The organism is Sphingobium sp. GW456-12-10-14-TSB1, assembly GCF_059424385.1.
On sequence record NZ_JBWKZI010000002.1, the window covers coordinates 677,379 to 693,821 of the forward strand.

Sequence of the window (16,443 nt, forward strand, 5' to 3'; positions counted from 1 at the left end):
ATCGGGGACCATCAAAGAGAAGCAGATGTCTGTTTACCAGCACTCGAAACAGGAGAGATCAGGCTGGTGACGTTCATCCGGCGTTCCGAAGCTAGGAACCAGGCGGGTTCACCCGGCAGTTTCGAAAATCGATATCGTTATCGAGTACCAAAGCGACCATCTCGCCATCTATGATCAGGGCAGCGCCTGTTGCTTCAAACCGTCGCCCAAGCGATGAGTCCCGTGGCCTGAGCGCGACCGTCCGTCTCCCGATCGTTACGAGCGCGCCATCCCGGCTGATCTTGGCAAGGAAGGTTCGACCGCCGTCGCAATATATGGTCAGCTGCTCGCTGTCCGATGCGCAGGCTGCGGTCGGAACAGCGGCGACAAGCAGGGCAGGGAGGAGAAGGCGTCCCATCGAAACAGATGCTCCATGGGAGGGTCCCACGCGAAGCTTAACCTTCCGGCTCCAGCGGCGTTCCGTGCGACAGCGCATCGACGATCATGGCGGCGAGTGTTTCTTCGGCCCGTCCACGGGCGTTGAGGTCCTTTGACGACAGGTCGTGGCGAAGCCATTGCGGCGCGCGCGCGATGACACGCATGATGAGCTCGGAAGTCTCTTGGTCCATTTGGACCCTATGGGTGGTCGCGTACAGACAAGCAATCATCAAGGTGACACCCAAAAGGCGATCGTGATGAAAGCAGGGGACGCATAAAAAAAGCCCCGCCAGAGCAAGGCTCGCGGCGGGACCGAAGTTCAGGGAGGTGCCGCTCCAAAGGGGGGAAGAAGCGACAGAACATGAAATAGCATGTTGCGATGAATGACGGGTGAAGCTGCTGTTCATGAGCGCTGCAGCTCGGCTTTTTCCAGCAAGGCTTGTGGCTGCCACGGCATCGGAACGCAAAGGCCAGGCCACATTCGTCAGCAGACAGCTCTAGCGGAACCGCGCCATTGTCCATCTGTTCGATCTATCGACCGGCTCTGCGAAAATCGCCGATGCATATGACCCGAAAGAAAGAGGAACCGACTATGGCTGAGACGAGGACGTCCGCGATAATGAAGGCGAGAGCCGCTATGAACTCAAGGTCGATGGTAGCACGGCTATTGCGGCCTATGAACGGCGCGATGGCGCATTGATCTTCACGCACACGCAGGTTCCTGAGGCGCTGGAAGGGCAAGGCATTGCCAGTAAGCTGATCGCCGGCGCGTTGGCGGACGTGCGGGAGAAGAGATTGAAGGTCGTGCCGCTATGCGAATTCGTCGCCGGCTATTTTGATCGCCATCCAGAGGAGCAGGATTTGTTGGCGCTCGACGCGCCAGGCTGATCGCAGGGATGTGTGGATCATCCATGGCTTATAACCATTCCCATGCCTCTCCCGCGCCAGCTAGGTCAACGCAACGATGAAGATCGCCACCTATAATGTGAACGGGATTAACGGGCGCCTGCCTGTCCTGCTAAGATGGCTGGGCGAAGCCGAGCCCGACATCGTCTGTCTGCAGGAACTGAAGGCGCCGCAGGGCAAATTTCCCGAAACAGCGATCCGCGACGCAGGCTATGACGCGATATGGCATGGGCAAAGCCAATGGAACGGCGTTGCGATCCTGAGCCGTGTCGGTGATATCCATGAGACGCGCCGCGGCCTGCCCGGCGATCCGGACGATACGCAAAGCCGCTACATCGAAGCGGCGGTTGCCGGGGTCCTGGTTGCTGGTCTTTATCTACCCAACGGCAATCCACGCCCTGGACCCAAGTTCGACTTCAAATTGCGCTGGTTCGAGCGGCTTCATGATCACCTTGCCTTGCTCGTCGATCTCGATGCGCCGGTTGTGGTCGCCGGGGACTTCAACGTCATGCCAACCGATCTGGATGTTTATGCGCCCGAGCGGTGGCGGGACGATGCGCTCTTCGCGCCGGAGGTGAGGGACGCCTATCGCCATCTGCTGGAGCAGGGATGGAGCGACGCTCTGCGCGAATTGCATCCTGATGAGACCATCTACACCTTCTGGAAATATTGGCGCGGGGCGTTCGAGCGCAACGCGGGCCTTCGGATCGACCATATTCTGCTCAACGCAAAGGCACGCAGCAAGCTTGAATGGGCGCAGGTCGATACAGCGCCGCGCGGATGGGAAAAGACGAGCGACCATGCTCCAGTTTGGATTGAGCTGGCCAACAAGCCGGTGCGCAAGGCGCGTCAGTCGAGGGCTGCAAACCAGTCAGCATAGGGCGTATTGCGCGCCATATGGCGATTATAGTCAGGTGCGCCATCAGTCCACCAGACTGAGCCACGCTCGCCAAGTCCGCGTTTGGCAATGTCCGCCGCCGCATGCGCTTCACGCTCGGCCGATACATCGCCGTTTTTACGGGCGTCGCGCACGGCTCTACGCGCCTGCATCAGATCCGATACCAGGGTGGCGCGAACGTCCTCGTCCAACGCGGGATTGGCCAGCCGCCACAGGCGACCGCGCACGACGAAATAACGGCCATCGGGCGTCGCCGGGTGGGTGGCGGGCTCCCGGCTCACGCCGGTCGTGCCGCCTCGCGCGCCCATGCAACGATGGCCTGTTGCGGCATAGCGCCCGATTGCCGCGCAATTTCGCGGCCACCCCGAAACAGGATCATCGTGGGAATGGACCGGATGGCATAGCGACCCGCGATCGCTTGATGCGCCTCGGTATCGAGTTTCCCAAGGCGCATATAGGGTTCAAGTTGTCCGGCCGCGGCGCTGAAGGCGGGGGCCATCTGACGACAGGGGCCGCACCAGTTCGCCCAGAAATCGACAAGCAGGGGAATGTCGGACCGCGCGGCATGCGCGTCGAAATTATCTGCGGTCAGTTTGACGGGCTCCCCAGAGAATAGGGGGCGCTTGCATCGGCCGCAGGTTCCTCCCTTGGCCAGCCTTTCGCGGGGCAACCGGTTCGCCGTTGCGCAAGCCGGACATATGACAATCAGGGCATCATTGGGCGCCGTAGCCATTCTGGTCTCCATCATGCGTCGTCTTGGATGGCATAGATGCCATAGATGGGATCGGGCATCCCGAATGTCAGGCCCCGCAAAGGCAAGCAAGGCCTGGGAGGACGATGAAGCCAATAGACTGCCAAAAAGCGATAGCGTCCTGGCTGGACGTTGGCTTGCGCCCTCGTCTATGCCCGCCGTCCAACGACACAGGATATAGCCCATGAACAATACCGACCTCGCTGAGAAGATCGCCGGCGACAACGGCCTTTCCAAGGCGGATGCCCGCAAGCTGGTCGACGCGGTCTTCGCCGCAATCGCTGATGCTGCAGCAGCGGGCGAAGAAATTGCCCTGAACGGCTTTGGCAAGTTCAAGGTCAAGGACGCGCCAGCGCGCGAAGGTCGCAACCCCTCCACGGGCGCCACTATCCAGATCGCAGCTGCCAAGAAGCTCGGCTTCACGCCCGCCAAGGCGATAAAGGATAAACTGAACGGCTGAAATTTCGCCGGGAAACGTCCGTCCACGGCGCTTCCCGGCTATCGCCGGTTGACAATATTGTTCGCTTTATGTTCCAATCATCGGATGTCTTTCGAGTCTCCCTAGGAGCGGTCGATGTCCAGATTGCATACGACCCTGGCGAGTGTCGGCGAAGTCGCCATGCATTTCGGTGCGGCGCTGCCGCAAGGGCCTGTCCATTTTGCTCGTGAAACCACCGAGGGCGCCGACGGGCTCGTCGTCTTCGAAAGTCGGGGACGTCGGCTGTTACGGTCGATGGGATGGGGCTTCCCGCGCCTGACCCGCGAAATGCGCGAACATGGCGATGATCCTCAGCGGCTGGGGCTGGTTGCCGATCTCACCAATCCCATGTGGGAGCATATGGTCGTGGACCCGCGCTATCGCTGCCTTATCGTCCTGACCCATTTCGCCAATCCGGACGGCATGCCCGGCCACAAGACGAGAACCTGGTTTTCGGTCAAACATGCGCCCGTCATGGCCTGGGCCGGCTTCTGCAGGAACCTGCCTGATTACGGCCCTGTCTATGCGGGCATGACAATGGTGGCGAACGCCGCTGTCATGCCGACCAATGACAGGATGCCGGTTCTTCTTGATCCCCACGACTATGACGCATGGCTGCACGGAGGCATCAGGGACGTCATCGGATTCCAGCATCGCGCACCCTTTGCTGCTGAGCGCATGGTCGTCGAGCATACAGAAGATCTCTGGCGCAGCGGAAAATTGCCGGCGAAAGCCCAGCCGCAGCTTGCCTTGCTCTGAACGCCGCGCAACACTTGCAGTCGGGCGGCGCGACTAGGCAGGTGCGACGATGTGTACTCTTTATACCGAGCGACTAAGCGCAGCCGAGGTGGCGGCGCATTTCGGCGTCGAAGCGCCCGACATCGCCGCCATGAACGTGCCGGACGAAGTCTATCCCGGCTATCCCGGCATGGTGGTGCGCGAGACGGAAGGAAAGCGCGTCCTTCAATCCATGGTCTGGGGGTTTCCGCTGGTCCTGCGCGGCATGAAGCCTGGATCCAAGCCAAAGCCTGTCAATAACATTGCCGACCTGCGCAAACCCATGTGGATCGGCCTCGCGCGAAAGCCCCAATGGCGTTGCCTCATCCCGCTGACTGCCTTTGCAGAGGCCGAAGGCGAGAAAGGGAGCAAGACCCGGACCTGGTTCAATCTGAAGGAGCGGCCTGTTTTCGCCTGGGCCGGACTTTGGCGAGAAAGCCAGGAATGGGGCGCGGTCTATTCAGGCGTCATGACGGATTGCAATGAAGCGATCCGCCCGGTGCATGATCGCATGCCTGTGCTTTTGCATGAGGATGAATATGACCATTGGCTGGGCGGATCGTTCGAGGATGCAGTCGCTTTCCAGGATCGCTGCTTCCCCGACCACCTCATCGAGATGACGCGCACCAGCGATCCCTGGAACAAGCCACGAGTGGCAGCATCCGCGCCGTCGCTCCTGTGAGGGGCGATCTTGAGCGCTGGGCCGAAGCACTGGCGGTAGAGCGGCAACATGGCGCCGATGCAGGGCAATTTATCGCAGAAAGAGTAAGAACTCTCGCACTGGCGGGTGATGAGGCAGGAGTGACGCGATGGCTCGACATTGCAACACGGCTCGATCAGCTACTTGATGCAGGCGCCCTGGAGCACTGAAGCTTTGTTGCTATCTGACCATGTTCCGGTCCGTCAGTGTGTCTGACAGCGTACGGAAGGTGATCGACCAGCGGGTTTCTTCCATTTCAGCTATGCTATGTTCCCATTGATGCCGCGCTTCACCCTGAAGGTGATAGATCGAACGCGGTGCTAGCGGGACGGTGACGCGATCGAACCCGCCGGCCTTGCGCCGCCGAAAGCGTAGCGGTGCGGACACGCCCAGCGAAATGCCAACGACATGGTCGAATACCGGACGATCGCGGTGCCAGCCAATGCCAGCGCCCGGATCGTAGCGGATGAGGAGCGCCTGGGCGAGGCTAGCAGGCTCAAGGCCGGCAAAGGCGGCGGCTCTGCCGCGCGTAGGTAGCAGCCAATCAGGCATGGGATCGGTCGGCCCGAAGCGCGCATCGTCAAAATCATAACGCCAGCCAAAGGAACTGGTCAGGCGTTTGCCAAGCCAGCCCTGGAAGCGAAATGGCTCGAGCGTGGTAGCATTGATCCCGGCTATCAGGCTCAATTCCTCGTCGCGAGAGAGAAGGTCGTCACGATAGGAGAGGCCCGGAATTTTCGGGGGCTCGAACAGATCGGGAAACAGGCTGGCCATCCATGCCTAAATTGGGACGCTGCGCTTAGAAGGCAATCGCATAGGTGATTTATGATTTCCCGCCTTCCCATAACTCAATAATCCGATCAAGCAGACGGTCGACGATGGCAAGGCCTTGGGCCGTCATCGAAATCGCGACGCGTCGCCCATCAGGACGAGGAATGTCCCGCGTCACCAACCCCCGCTTTTCCATCTCGGCGATCTTGCGGTGGGCGGTCGATTGCGGAATGTCGGGGGCGGCGGTATACAGGGAAAAGAGATAGACCTCCCGCTTCTCATATTGCGCCAGGTAAAGATCGAGCAGCATGTCCCAGACAGGGCTGGGGCATAGACGATAGCCAATAGCCTCACCAATCGTCCGCCGCATCACCACCAGCCTGCGGCACATATCGATACGTCTGTCGGGGGGATATATCTGCGTCATGTCATGCCTCCTTTTTTGGATACTGACCCTTCGCTCCTCTCTTCGGCCCGTGGACGAGCGGGCCATGTTTGACAGCCACATCGATCATTGCAGTTCGCCTGAAGTGGTTGCCGCCTTTCTGGCTACGCCTGCTGTGCGGCGCGGCGGGGCGTGGGGCTAAAGATACCCCGCCTGGCGGAAGCTCACATGTCCGGCATGGGCGATGACCAGATGATCATGGACCGCGACATCCAGGCAGCGTGCGGCATCGACAATCTTCCTCGTGAAGGCCCGGTCAGCCCGTGAAGGCTGAGGTTGGCCCGATGGATGATTATGAATAAGAAAAATTGCGGTCGCGCCTATCTCGACGCATCGCTTCATGATTTCGCGCGGATAGGCGTGCACATGAGATATGGTGCCGGTAGCCAGCACCTCATCTGCCAGTATCTCATTGACGGCGTTGAGGAAAAGCACCCGCAACTGTTCGACCGGCGCGAATGCCATGGTGGCGCGCAGATAGTCCAGCAGTGCCTGTTCGTTCGAGAGTATCGATTTACCGGCGAGTTTTCCGCGCAGAATATGGTGGATAGACATTTGCAGGCACTCAAATGTCCGCTCGACACATAGCGCGCCATCCAGAAGGCGCATCCGGTCCTGGCGCCGCGCAGAGAGGGTTGCAGCAAAAGAACCGAACCTGTCGACCAGCCGCTGCGCCAGTTCGGGCGCGCGCGCCGGACAGGTGAGCGCGATCAGCTCTTCCAGGGCCTGTCGACACCGCGCTGTTTTATCCGGCTGCGATGTCGAAAGGTCGCGCCGATGAGCATGGTTTGTGCCACCCAACTCCACACCGCCAGCGCATCGACATAGGCACGCGGTACAATCGCCGGCATCAGGATCCGCATCAGATGCACGGCTACCTCTGCGCCTAGCATCGCCGCAACCCAGAGCGGCCAGAACCGTGTGCTTTGTAGAGAAAGCCATATAAACACACTCAATAAAGCGAAATCGACCAGGAGAATGGCGATCTCGATATGATGGAACCGGTCGCCGAACGGGTCGACAAGCCCTACGGACAGACAGGCAGCGCCCAGCAGGGCTGCAGCGCCGATCCTTTCGGGCGTGCCGCCCCGCCATGCGGCATAGAGGGTGCTGACAATGAGCAGGGTCAGGAACGCGATTTGCCGGGTCATGACCATGATTGAACCCAGGTAGCCGCATTGCGTCAATCGTCTCGTGCGCGTCAAACGACGCGCAGATGGGCAGGCTGATCATGCGAGACAACTTTGAAAAGATCGCCATAGGCGGTTTGCCCGAGGCCAACATCATCGCTGGCCCGTTTGAGATGGGCGTGGGTTATGACCATCTGCTCGCGTGTCTGCGCAATCAGCATGACAGCAGCGGCAGATGTCGCGATAGCCTCCTGGCCGATCGCGGCCGCAAAACGGGCATCAAGACGGGCCAGAGGTAGCGAGGCGTTGAGTTCGGCAATCCGGGCAGCAGCAATATCGAGCGCAGCTTCGGCAGCAAACAGCCGCTCGGCAACCGATTTGGCGATGGTCTGTCGTTTAATACGCATAGAATCTCCTTCCCGCAAAAGCGGGTGAACAGGGAAAACATAAAAATGTTGGTTCTATTGGCGAGCCAGGGCGTCTAGCGCCGAGAGCAGAGACGCGGCCGATCCTGCCATCACAAGAGCAAGCGCCGCCATGATCGCCAGAGCAATCAACGTCATGTTCGAATTCAGGTCATTGTCGGGCCTCCCGCTTGTGCGGAATGGCAGAAAATTGCCCATCAGGGGAAAGCGTACCGAACCATGGTAGCCCTCCTGCTGTGCGGCCAATAAACCGGCATCGGCAATATCTGCGTCCACTTGATCGTCAGAGGAATCAGATTGGCCAGACGCAGCCGGGAATGGCAGAACCAAAGATTGGGCGCCTATTTTTTGGGCCCCCAAAGACGTCTCGGTGCGATCCGCTTCATAGGCAGCCACGAGGCGTGCCGCCTGCTGCCGACCAATGCCGCCCAGCTTCCCGCGCGCTTCATATATATGCTTGTCAACACGGCCGGAACTATTGCCCAGTCGCGTAGCAATTTCCTTGCTGGAATAGCCCTGCGCCACCAGGACAAGGCATTGTCGTTGCCGACCCGTAAGGCTGGCAAGCCTTGTCCTGAATACCGCAATGTCGGGCGGAACGGGTGGTTTGTTCATCATCGCGCACTGTCTCCAGCCTTGCGACGCATCGGGGCAGATCGGTCGCGCCTGATATCTCCTCTGCGGCCCCGCTCACAATGTCATGAAATTGCAACGCAAACGCAACCATTTGGCCGAGCAATTGAGACGAATTGAAGAAAATTTGCATAGCGATGTCGCGACTGACCTAGTGCGGGATGCCGCCATCCAGACCTCCGGGCATAGAGGGGAGGGGATGGACAGGGGATGATCGTGGCCGGTTTCGGCCAGAACGTCCCAACGGATATCCACCATGAACGCACTTATCGTCCGCCTCGCGCGCCATATATTCGCCTGCCTGCGTTGTCGCAGTGATGAGGCTCTCATAGGCACTATATTTGTCTGGCTCGATGACCAGGAACAAGCGGATCGGCATGATCTTCTAACCAAGCAGCGGTCGCAGGACCGATCCGCATGGCCTCGCGAGCAATCTGCTTTGCCTTCCGACAAAACCGATATGACCGCACGCTGCGCTGAACATATGCCAACCCTGACCCGGCTCTTTCTCTTGCTGCGCGTACGTTATGCCATGGAGATTGACGACATTGCGCGAACCTTCGAGATCCGCCCCCGCCGGGTTCGTCGCCATTTACGGCGAGCCGTAGCGATCGTTGCGCGCAACAGGCTTTGACGAAATGACGGTTCCCATCGACCGGCTTGTAATGGAAGCGCGCGCAAAGCTGCTGGTCAACCGTCTGGGCGGCCGCTGGGCCTCGTCTGGCGGTCTGTGCCTTTGTCCGGCCCATGACGATCATGATCCCAGCCTTTCTGTCCGACTGGGCAAGACAGCTCTGCTCTTCAAATGCTTTGCAGGCTGCCATGCCAGCGATGTCCTGCGCGCAATCGCACGGATCGACCATCAGGCGCTGGCAGCTTGTCATGAGCCAGATCATTCGACGCGCGATTTCCAATCCGGTTTCCGGCGCCAGGCGAGGGACATCTGGCGTGCGAGCCGACCGATCGCTGACACGCTGGCGCAGGCCTATCTGCAGTCGCGGTCCATCACCAATCTGGGAGAATGGCTGCGTTTTCATCCGCGAACGCCCTTGCGAACCGACACGGGGCTTGAGTTTCGCCCTGCCATGATTGCTGCCGTGCGCGACAGAGAAGAAATTGTCGCCATCCACCGGACATTCCTTGATCCTCGCTATTCCCGTCTCGCTACCGAGGTACAACCGGCCCGTCGTTTGCTGGGCCGACCCGGCCATGGTGCCGTCATGCTGGCTCCAGTTACCAATATTCTTGGCCTTGCCGAGGGCATCGAGACGGCCCTGTCGGCCATGTCCTTTCTCGACATTCCGGTCTGGGCCACGCTCGGCAGCGAGCGCTTGCACAGCATTGCCATTCCCGCGTCGGTTAAGCGGCTAATTATCCTGCCCGACAACGATCGTGCGGGCAAAATCGCCGCAATGCGTGCGCTGGCGGCGTATCGCGGCGCCGGCAGGCCAGTCAGGCATATCTGGCCGCCATCAGGCTATAATGACTGGAACGATGTCCAGCAGGCAAGGGAGGGAGGGGGATTGGATGATGTGGCGCAGGAAGACCCGATGGTCGGGTCTTTGGCGCCTGGAGATCTAAGTCGATGAACCAGCTTCCCATTCTCGTTGCCGCGGCGAACCTCAGCAAGTCGCCATCCAATGTCCGCAAGTCCAGCGATGCTGTCGCCGACGCCCAGCTTGAGGCCAATATCGCCGCCAAGGGCGTAAGGCAGAATCTGATCGGCGTGCCGGTCGCGCGCAAGAAAGGCCATTATCGTATCGCCGCGGGCGGACGGCGCCTCGATGCGGTGCATCGTCTCATCGAAAAGGGCGTCTTTGCGCCAGACTATCAGGTGCCTGTACTGGTCCTGCGCGACGCGAAAGATGCGATCGCCACCAGCCTTGAGGAAAATTTCTTCAAACTCAGCATGAACCCTGCCGACACCTGCCGGGCTTTCCAGGATATTGTCGAAACCGAAGGCAAGACTCCGGCCGAGATCGCCAAACGCTTTGGCCTGTCCGAGCGCTTCGTGCTGGGACGGCTGCGCCTCGCGGATCTGACGCCCTGCATTTTTGATGCCCTGCGCGACGGTGAGATCAGCCTCGAGATCGCCACGGCTTATGCCAGCAGTCCCGATACCGTCCGGCAGGCGCAGATATTCGAAACTCTGGGGCAGAGCTATTACCGCAATAATTTAAACGAGATCCGGCGCCAGCTTGCCCAAGGCAGCTATAGTGGCAATGACCCTAAAGCCCTGCTTGTCGGCCGCGAGGCCTATGTGGCCGCCGGTGGCCGGATCGACAGCGACCTGTTCACCGACGATGCGAGCGAGATGTGGATCGATGGCGACCTGCTCGATCAACTGGCGACCGACAGGCTGGCGCAGGCGGCGCAAGCGATCCGGGAACGGGAAGGCTTTGGCGATGTCCGCATCGTGCCGACCACCCATATTGCCTATAGCGCAACCTGGGATCTCAAGCCCCTTGAGGGCGAACAGCCACCGCTGACGCCAGAGCAGGAACAGCGGCTTGCTGATATCGAAGTGGAACTGGAAGCGTTCGAGAACCCGGTTGAAACCGACGAGACCGAGGAGGAGGTCGAAGCGCGCTATGATCGGCTGAATGCTGAATATGAGGCAATCCGGCAACGGGCACCGATTCTGACCGAGGAGCAAAAGGCGTCCGCACTGGCCTATGTGGTGATCGGTTCCGACGGTCAGCCGCGCGTCCACGAACAGCTTTATCATGTTCCGGCTGAACAGGCCGACGATGCGCAGGATTCGACCGGTGATGATGAAGGCGATGCGGATGCGGATTGCGCGCCAGCACAGGTGGCGCCGGCCCAGCCAAAGATCAGCCAGCGCCTTGCCGATGAGCTCGCTGAAATGAAGGCTGAACTTCTGCGCGTCCATATCGCCAGCGATCCGCGGTTCGCGCTCGATCTCGCCACCTTCTTCATCGCTGACGCGGCAACGCGCACCTATGGCAGCGCGGAACGGGCCACCGACCTGCGCGCCAATGCCCCCGCATCGCCGCTTCATGGCTATGAGAGCGATACGCCTGCCGCCGGACAGTGGCTCAAGCTGGAAAAAGATCTTGATCGATGCTGGATCAATCATGCCGATGTGCGGACACGCTATGACGCCTTTTGCGCTTTGAGCCATGAGGCACGGGCTGCCTGGTTCAGCTGGGCAATTGCCCGGACGGTCCAGGCGGTGCCTGCCGGGCGGACCGGCAGCGTGTTTCTCGACCATCTGGGGGTCAAGTTCGGGATCGATGTTACCGCCTGGTGGCGACCGACCGCGCGCAACTATTTCGACCGGGTCAGCAAGGCGATGATCCTCCAGGCGTTCGAAACGGTCGGCGGCCTGGAACTGAGTTCCCGCTACGCGGCGTCGAAGAAGCATGATCTTGCGCTCTCGGCCGAGCGACTGTTCAGCGGCGATCTCATCGTCGAGGCAGAGGTCAAGGAACGCGCGCTGCAATGGTTGCCGGACGCCATGCGCTTTGTGCCGGTTGGTGAAGCTGAAGCCAGTCTCACCGGAGATGGCGATGCCGATTGTGGCGTCGGGCGGGTCAGTGTCGATGGAGATGCTGCGGCGGAAGCGCTTGCTGAGGCGCCTGACGAAGATTCTGGAGAGGACCGCGTCGCGCAGGCGGCCTGAGCCCGGGGTATAATGCTGGGGACCATGATGTGTCGTCATGGTCCCTTTTTCTGTCCGCCGTCCTGGGAGGGAAGGGGAGCGGACGAGGTGTGGACCGATCGGGTCCGAGCCCTGGAGATTTTTATGACTCTTCCTTTGTTCGCTACGCAGCAGCCTGATCCCGTCGCAACGCGTTCATGCGCGCAACGCCTATTCGATGTCGCGACAATACTCGCCGGCAGTCTGACGCAATCGCAAATACCGACCCGACATGCCCTACGAAAGCTGATGACAGCAAGCTTTGGCGCGAGCGATGCACAAGGCGCATGGTCGATGCGCCAGGCCTATGATGCGCTTGAAATCGCCCTGATACTGTTCCTGCGGCGGGGGAATAGTGGCATCGCCAGATCCGGAGATCCGACTGCCTGTTACGCCGCTTTGCGCCGTCTTGAAACCAGCCTGCCCACGCACAGCTATCGCAGCGAACAGCAGATCGAGATGCAGCAGTTCAGCACGCCGCTGACCCTCGCCTGGCTGGCGGTTCAGGCAGCACGCCTTGGGCCAGAGGATCATATTCTCGAACCATCGGCAGGCACGGGAATGTTGCTCGGACCCATTCCGCCTGGACGCTGCACCTTCACGCTCAATGAACGCGATCCCGACCGCGCGGCGCTGCTCACGCTTGCCATCGGGCAGGCTGTCACCTGCCATGACGCGGAATATATCCATGACCTGTTGCCCCTGGGCGATGATCCTTCTGTGGTCCTGATCAATCCGCCCTTCGGTCGCAGCGAGGGACGCGGCAATGACCGGCAGGCCGGGGCGCGGCATTTGCGCTCGGCCTTGCTACGACTGCGCCAGCACGGTCGCTGTGTCGCCATCATGCCACCTGGCTTTGCTGCTGATGGCAGCGGCGCAAACGCCTATGCGACGATCGCGCAATTGATCCCGCCCCGCGCTGAAATAACCATCCTGGGCAGCCCCTTTGCCAAACATGGCACCGGTATCGCTGTACGACTGCTGTTATTCGACAAGGGATGGCATGGTCAGGGACAAAGTCATGTCGCCGATAATCTGGACGCAGCGCTTGATCTCGTCCTGGCACTGCCTGACCGGCTCGATCCACCTGCCTTGTTGCCACCCCCGCCGTTGCCAAAGCCACCAAGTCCTGCCGTCGCGTTCCATCTCCCTCGCCCAAAGGCAAAGGATGAGGCGGCATCGCTGTTTCGCACTTTGTCCGCCACGCCGCTCGCCGCGCCGGCGCGTATAGCAGCAAACAATGCCAATGCTGTTCCGCTTTCCTACGCCGTTCGCGACACGCCTCTGCCGGTAGGCGAGCCTGTTGGCATCTATGCGCCCTGGCGGCTTGCGCGGATTGCGATCGAAGGTGCGACACCTCATCCCGACAATCTGGTGGAATCCCTGGCCATGGGATCAGTATTGCCGCCCGTACCGCGCTGGCAGCCATTATTACAACCAAGGGCGCTCGCTGCCCTGTCCGAGGCGCAACTGGAAACCATCATCCATGCAGGCGAAGCCTTTTCACGCGATCTGCCCGGTACGTTCACGCCCAATGCAGCAGGGGATCAACTCCATGAAGATCCTGCAGGGCGCGCCTATCGGACGGGCTATTTCATTGGCGATGGCACAGGCGTTGGCAAGGGCCGGGAAGGGGCGGGCCTGATCCTTGACCAGTGGAACAGGGGTAATCGCCGTGCCATCTGGATTTCGCGCAGTGCTGCCCTGCTCGAAGACGCCCGAAGGGACTGGAGCGCCCTTGGCGGCCTGCCGATCGATATCCAGCCGCTCGATGCGTTCCCGCTCGGTGAGCCGATCGCCATGACGTCTGGCATTCTCTTCCTCACCTATGCAACGCTGCGCTCGGTCCGTCAGGACAACATCTCACGCCTGCAGCAGATATTGGGCTGGACCGATGCTGAATTTGAGGGCGTCATCCTGTTTGATGAATCCCACGCGATGGGCAACGCTGCGGGCACGCAAGGCGATTTTGGAACGGCGAAGGGGTCAGAGCAAGGCCTGGCGGGCGTTCGCCTCCAAAATGCCCTGCCCCGCGCGCGGATAGCCTATGTGTCCGCGACGGGTGCCACCAAGCCTGAAAACCTCAGCTATGCCTCGCGCCTTGGCCTGTGGGGGCCGGGCACAGGCTTTACCGACCGCAGTGCTTTCATGGCGGCGATGGACGGGGGCGGGATCGCCGCGATGGAGATCGTGGCGCGGGATCTCAAGGCCACCGGCCTCTACACCGCGCGGGCGCTGAGCTTTGCCGGAGTAGAATATGATCCGCTCGAACATCGATTGAGCCCTGACCAGATCGCCATCTATGATGCCTTCGCGGATGGGTGGGCGGTGATCCATGCCAATCTGCACCAGATATTGGGCACTTCCGGCGTCGTCGATGCCATGTCGGGTCAGACGCTGAACGGCCAGGCCAAAGGCGCGGCGCTCAGTCGATTTGAAAGTGCCAAGCAGCGCTTCTTCTCGCAATTGTTGATTGCGATGAAGGTGCCGAGCCTGATCAAGTCCATAGAGGCAGAGATAGCCGTCGGCCATGTTGCTGTCGTGCAACTCGTCACGACAGCCGAAGCGATATTGGAACGCCGTCTTGCCGATTTATGTGCGGAAGATCGTGCCAGCTTAAATCTTGACCTGTCGCCGCTTCAAATCCTGATTGATTATCTCACATCGGCCTTTCCCACCCGGCAGATGCGGGTGTACCGCGCCAGCGACGGCGAACTACGCTCTGAACCGATGATCGATGCCGACGGGCAGCCCGTCCATTGCCAGGAAGCGCTCGATGCGCGCGACACGATGATCGAGGATCTGTGCGCGCTCCCTCCCATCCCTGCTGCCCTGGACGCGCTCATCGCGCATTTTGGTGCGGACAAGGTCGCCGAGGTTACCGGGCGCTCACGCCGGATCGTCGTTGATAGCAGCGGGCGGCAGCAGGTCGAGCGGCGCGGCACACATGCCAATATCAGCGAAACACGAGCGTTTATGGAAGGGGTCAAGCCCATATTGATATTCAGCGACGCCGGATCCACCGGGCGCTCCTACCATGCCGATCTTGCCAGCAAAAGCGCAGACAAACGCCGCATCCATTTCCTGCTCGAACCAGGTTGGCGTGCCGACGTCGCGATCCAGGGGCTTGGACGCACCCATCGTACCAACCAGGCCTGCCCCCCGGTGTTCCGGCCTGTGACCACTAACTGCAAGGGCGAACGCCGCTTCATCAGCACGATTGCGCGAAGGCTGGATGGCCTTGGAGCCCTAACTCGCGGACAACGGCAGACGGGCGGCCAAAATATGTTCGATCCGGCCGACAATCTTGAAAGCGACTATGCGCGTGAAGCGCTTGGGCAATGGTATCGGCTGCTTTTCGCAGGCAAGCTTTCCAGCGTGACGATGGGCGACTTCGTCACACTGACTGGTCTCAAGCTCGTCGATGAGGGCGGTAACCTGCTTGAAACCCTCCCGCCCATCCAGCGCTGGCTCAATCGCATCCTGGCGCTGCGGATCACGATCCAGAATGCGATCTTTGAGGAATATATGGGTCTTATCCAGGCGAGGGTGGACGCAGCACGCGCGGCGGGCACGCTGGACCTTGGAGTCGAGACTATTCGCGCCGAGCGGATCGAGACCTTGTTTGAGCAGATTTTGCGCACAGATCCGGTGACCGGCGCGCAGACCTGTCTGTTGCGCCTCGAGCTTCACATCCGGCCCCGCGTTACCACATGGCACATCCTGAACCAGCGGTATCAGGGCATCGATGACATGGCTTGGTTGCGCAACAGCCGCTCCGGGCGCGTCGCCTTGCAATTGCCCTCCTGGTCGATCACCGATGAAGAAGGGCGACCCATTCTCATGTGCCAGCTTGTCCGGCCCACTGGATCGACGCGGATCGACCGGGCATCGCTCGCGCATAGTCACTGGGCCTGCATCGATGCCCAGACATTCAAGGCTTTCTGGGACGAGGAGGTAGCCGCCGCGGAGGGACGGCTCGACCTCGAGACCATCTGGGTCGCGACGGGCCTTCTTCTGCCTGTTTGGAACAGGCTACCACAGGACGATGTGCGCGTGTGGCGTATCGATAATGGCGCGGGCACATCCATCTTAGGCCGGATCATTCGTCCGGGCGCGGTCGAAAAACTGCAGGCAGCCTTTGGACTGGAACAGGGCATAAGGCTCGGTGCCAGAGACCTGCTTACTGCCGTAAAAGCTGGGGACGAAGTCGCCATACCGGGTCTTGGTAAAGCGCGTCTTGCCTATGTTCTCGTCAACAGTGCCCGTCGCCTTGAAATCCGTGACTATGATGCTGATGACCGCGCCTGGCTGAAAGCGCGCGGTGTGTTCAGCGAGATCATCCAGTATCGCACGCGGCTTTTCGTTCCCGTCGACAGGGCTGTCGAAATACTCGACGCGATCATCGCGGAGCGACGCTGAGACGGCCACGTGTGACATGGCAATAC

Annotated in this window: 18 protein-coding genes and 1 pseudogene; 10 read left to right on the plus strand and 9 right to left on the minus strand. The window is 60.4% G+C overall.

Annotation, left to right across the window (positions count from 1 at the left end; translation table 11 throughout):
* Positions 1–434: 434 nt before the first annotated feature.
* Entirely contained in the window at positions 435–824 is a 390-nt protein-coding gene (locus AC07X9_RS20335; protein WP_130754749.1) for a DUF6771 family protein, read from the minus strand.
* Positions 825–1,062: 238 nt separating this feature from the next.
* On the opposite strand from AC07X9_RS20335, the pseudogene AC07X9_RS20340 reads away from it, so the two are divergent.
* Together AC07X9_RS20340 and xth are read left to right on the plus strand one after the other, a co-directional pair.
* Positions 1,063–1,305 (plus strand): annotated as a pseudogene (locus tag AC07X9_RS20340) (GNAT family N-acetyltransferase); the annotation flags it as partial.
* 76 nt (positions 1,306–1,381) lie between these two features.
* A complete protein-coding gene (gene xth / locus AC07X9_RS20345; RefSeq protein WP_043150380.1) occupies positions 1,382–2,203 on the plus strand; it encodes an exodeoxyribonuclease III in 822 nt (273 codons plus the stop codon).
* Here xth and AC07X9_RS20350 read toward each other — a convergent pair.
* Positions 2,173–2,502 carry a hypothetical protein gene (locus AC07X9_RS20350; RefSeq protein WP_254908115.1) on the minus strand — a complete coding sequence of 110 codons (330 nt, stop codon included), beginning with the start codon at positions 2,500–2,502 and terminating at the stop codon, positions 2,173–2,175. The two genes, xth and AC07X9_RS20350, sit on opposite strands and share 31 nt — an antisense overlap.
* The gene (gene trxC, locus AC07X9_RS20355) at positions 2,499–2,954 is read right to left on the minus strand and encodes a thioredoxin TrxC (RefSeq protein ID WP_043150382.1); all 456 of its coding nucleotides are present in this window, start codon (positions 2,952–2,954) and stop codon (positions 2,499–2,501) included. Before trxC ends, AC07X9_RS20350 begins: the two co-directional genes overlap by 4 nt.
* Before the next feature lie 202 nt (positions 2,955–3,156).
* Here trxC and AC07X9_RS20360 point away from each other — a divergent pair, with 202 nt between their 5' ends.
* From AC07X9_RS20360 to AC07X9_RS20375, 4 genes are all read left to right on the plus strand, one after another.
* On the plus strand, positions 3,157–3,432 hold the full coding sequence (locus tag AC07X9_RS20360; protein WP_043150384.1) for an HU family DNA-binding protein: 276 nt from the start codon (positions 3,157–3,159) through the stop codon (positions 3,430–3,432).
* Between the two features lie 114 nt (positions 3,433–3,546).
* Positions 3,547–4,209 carry an SOS response-associated peptidase family protein gene (locus tag AC07X9_RS20365; RefSeq protein WP_086486049.1) on the plus strand — a complete coding sequence of 221 codons (663 nt, stop codon included), beginning with the start codon at positions 3,547–3,549 and terminating at the stop codon, positions 4,207–4,209.
* 49 nt (positions 4,210–4,258) lie between these two features.
* On the plus strand, positions 4,259–4,909 hold the full coding sequence (locus tag AC07X9_RS20370) for an SOS response-associated peptidase (protein ID WP_086486048.1): 651 nt from the start codon (positions 4,259–4,261) through the stop codon (positions 4,907–4,909).
* Positions 4,906–5,097, plus strand: a complete 192-nt coding sequence (locus AC07X9_RS20375) for a DUF6961 family protein (RefSeq protein WP_086486047.1) — start codon at positions 4,906–4,908, stop codon at positions 5,095–5,097. The genes AC07X9_RS20370 and AC07X9_RS20375 overlap by 4 nt, the downstream gene beginning before the upstream one ends.
* Positions 5,098–5,107: 10 nt before the next feature.
* On the opposite strand, the gene AC07X9_RS20380 is transcribed toward AC07X9_RS20375, so the two are convergent.
* The 6 genes from AC07X9_RS20380 to AC07X9_RS20405 form a co-directional block, all read right to left on the minus strand.
* Positions 5,108–5,701, minus strand: a complete 594-nt coding sequence (locus AC07X9_RS20380) for an alpha-ketoglutarate-dependent dioxygenase AlkB (RefSeq protein WP_086486046.1) — start codon at positions 5,699–5,701, stop codon at positions 5,108–5,110.
* Positions 5,702–5,750: 49 nt separating this feature from the next.
* Positions 5,751–6,125 carry a helix-turn-helix domain-containing protein gene (locus AC07X9_RS20385; protein ID WP_086486045.1) on the minus strand — a complete coding sequence of 125 codons (375 nt, stop codon included), beginning with the start codon at positions 6,123–6,125 and terminating at the stop codon, positions 5,751–5,753.
* A gap of 156 nt (positions 6,126–6,281) precedes the next feature.
* Positions 6,282–6,944, minus strand: a complete 663-nt coding sequence (locus AC07X9_RS20390; protein WP_176342139.1) for a JAB domain-containing protein — start codon at positions 6,942–6,944, stop codon at positions 6,282–6,284.
* Entirely contained in the window at positions 6,854–7,300 is a 447-nt protein-coding gene (locus tag AC07X9_RS20395; protein WP_489009458.1) for a hypothetical protein, read from the minus strand. The genes AC07X9_RS20390 and AC07X9_RS20395 overlap by 91 nt, the downstream gene beginning before the upstream one ends.
* Positions 7,301–7,344: 44 nt before the next feature.
* Positions 7,345–7,680, minus strand: coding sequence for a hypothetical protein (locus AC07X9_RS20400; protein WP_086486043.1), 336 nt, complete (start codon positions 7,678–7,680; stop codon positions 7,345–7,347).
* A 54-nt stretch (positions 7,681–7,734) separates the two neighbouring features.
* On the minus strand, positions 7,735–8,316 hold the full coding sequence (locus AC07X9_RS20405) for a helix-turn-helix domain-containing protein (RefSeq protein ID WP_086486042.1): 582 nt from the start codon (positions 8,314–8,316) through the stop codon (positions 7,735–7,737).
* Between the two features lie 271 nt (positions 8,317–8,587).
* Here AC07X9_RS20405 and AC07X9_RS20410 point away from each other — a divergent pair, with 271 nt between their 5' ends.
* From AC07X9_RS20410 to AC07X9_RS20425, 4 genes are all read left to right on the plus strand, one after another.
* Complete coding sequence (locus AC07X9_RS20410) at positions 8,588–8,965, plus strand: sigma factor-like helix-turn-helix DNA-binding protein (protein ID WP_086486041.1); 378 nt, start codon at positions 8,588–8,590, stop codon at positions 8,963–8,965.
* Positions 8,966–8,969: 4 nt separating this feature from the next.
* Positions 8,970–9,920 (plus strand): DUF7146 domain-containing protein, encoded by a 951-nt coding sequence (locus tag AC07X9_RS20415; RefSeq protein WP_086486396.1) that lies wholly within the window; start codon positions 8,970–8,972, stop codon positions 9,918–9,920.
* On the plus strand, positions 9,917–11,977 hold the full coding sequence (locus AC07X9_RS20420; protein ID WP_086486040.1) for a ParB/RepB/Spo0J family partition protein: 2,061 nt from the start codon (positions 9,917–9,919) through the stop codon (positions 11,975–11,977). Before AC07X9_RS20415 ends, AC07X9_RS20420 begins: the two co-directional genes overlap by 4 nt.
* 123 nt (positions 11,978–12,100) lie before the next feature.
* Complete coding sequence (locus tag AC07X9_RS20425) at positions 12,101–16,417, plus strand: strawberry notch-like NTP hydrolase domain-containing protein (protein WP_086486039.1); 4,317 nt, start codon at positions 12,101–12,103, stop codon at positions 16,415–16,417.
* Positions 16,418–16,443: the final 26 nt, after the last annotated feature.

Excerpts from the sequence above, each read along its gene's own strand:
- AC07X9_RS20335 (WP_130754749.1), bottom strand. The coding sequence starts at position 824 with ATGAACAGCAGCTTCACCCGTCATTCATCGCAACATGCTATTTCATGT.
- xth (WP_043150380.1), top strand. The coding sequence starts at position 1,382 with ATGAAGATCGCCACCTATAATGTGAACGGGATTAACGGGCGCCTGCCT.
- trxC (WP_043150382.1), bottom strand. The coding sequence starts at position 2,954 with ATGGCTACGGCGCCCAATGATGCCCTGATTGTCATATGTCCGGCTTGC.
- AC07X9_RS20360 (WP_043150384.1), top strand. The coding sequence starts at position 3,157 with ATGAACAATACCGACCTCGCTGAGAAGATCGCCGGCGACAACGGCCTT.
- AC07X9_RS20365 (WP_086486049.1), top strand. The coding sequence starts at position 3,547 with ATGTCCAGATTGCATACGACCCTGGCGAGTGTCGGCGAAGTCGCCATG.
- AC07X9_RS20370 (WP_086486048.1), top strand. The coding sequence starts at position 4,259 with ATGTGTACTCTTTATACCGAGCGACTAAGCGCAGCCGAGGTGGCGGCG.
- AC07X9_RS20380 (WP_086486046.1), bottom strand. The coding sequence starts at position 5,701 with ATGGCCAGCCTGTTTCCCGATCTGTTCGAGCCCCCGAAAATTCCGGGC.
- AC07X9_RS20385 (WP_086486045.1), bottom strand. The coding sequence starts at position 6,125 with ATGACGCAGATATATCCCCCCGACAGACGTATCGATATGTGCCGCAGG.
- AC07X9_RS20395 (WP_489009458.1), bottom strand. The coding sequence starts at position 7,300 with ATGGTCATGACCCGGCAAATCGCGTTCCTGACCCTGCTCATTGTCAGC.
- AC07X9_RS20400 (WP_086486043.1), bottom strand. The coding sequence starts at position 7,680 with ATGCGTATTAAACGACAGACCATCGCCAAATCGGTTGCCGAGCGGCTG.
- AC07X9_RS20405 (WP_086486042.1), bottom strand. The coding sequence starts at position 8,316 with ATGATGAACAAACCACCCGTTCCGCCCGACATTGCGGTATTCAGGACA.
- AC07X9_RS20410 (WP_086486041.1), top strand. The coding sequence starts at position 8,588 with ATGAACGCACTTATCGTCCGCCTCGCGCGCCATATATTCGCCTGCCTG.
- AC07X9_RS20415 (WP_086486396.1), top strand. The coding sequence starts at position 8,970 with ATGACGGTTCCCATCGACCGGCTTGTAATGGAAGCGCGCGCAAAGCTG.
- AC07X9_RS20420 (WP_086486040.1), top strand. The coding sequence starts at position 9,917 with ATGAACCAGCTTCCCATTCTCGTTGCCGCGGCGAACCTCAGCAAGTCG.
- AC07X9_RS20425 (WP_086486039.1), top strand. The coding sequence starts at position 12,101 with ATGACTCTTCCTTTGTTCGCTACGCAGCAGCCTGATCCCGTCGCAACG.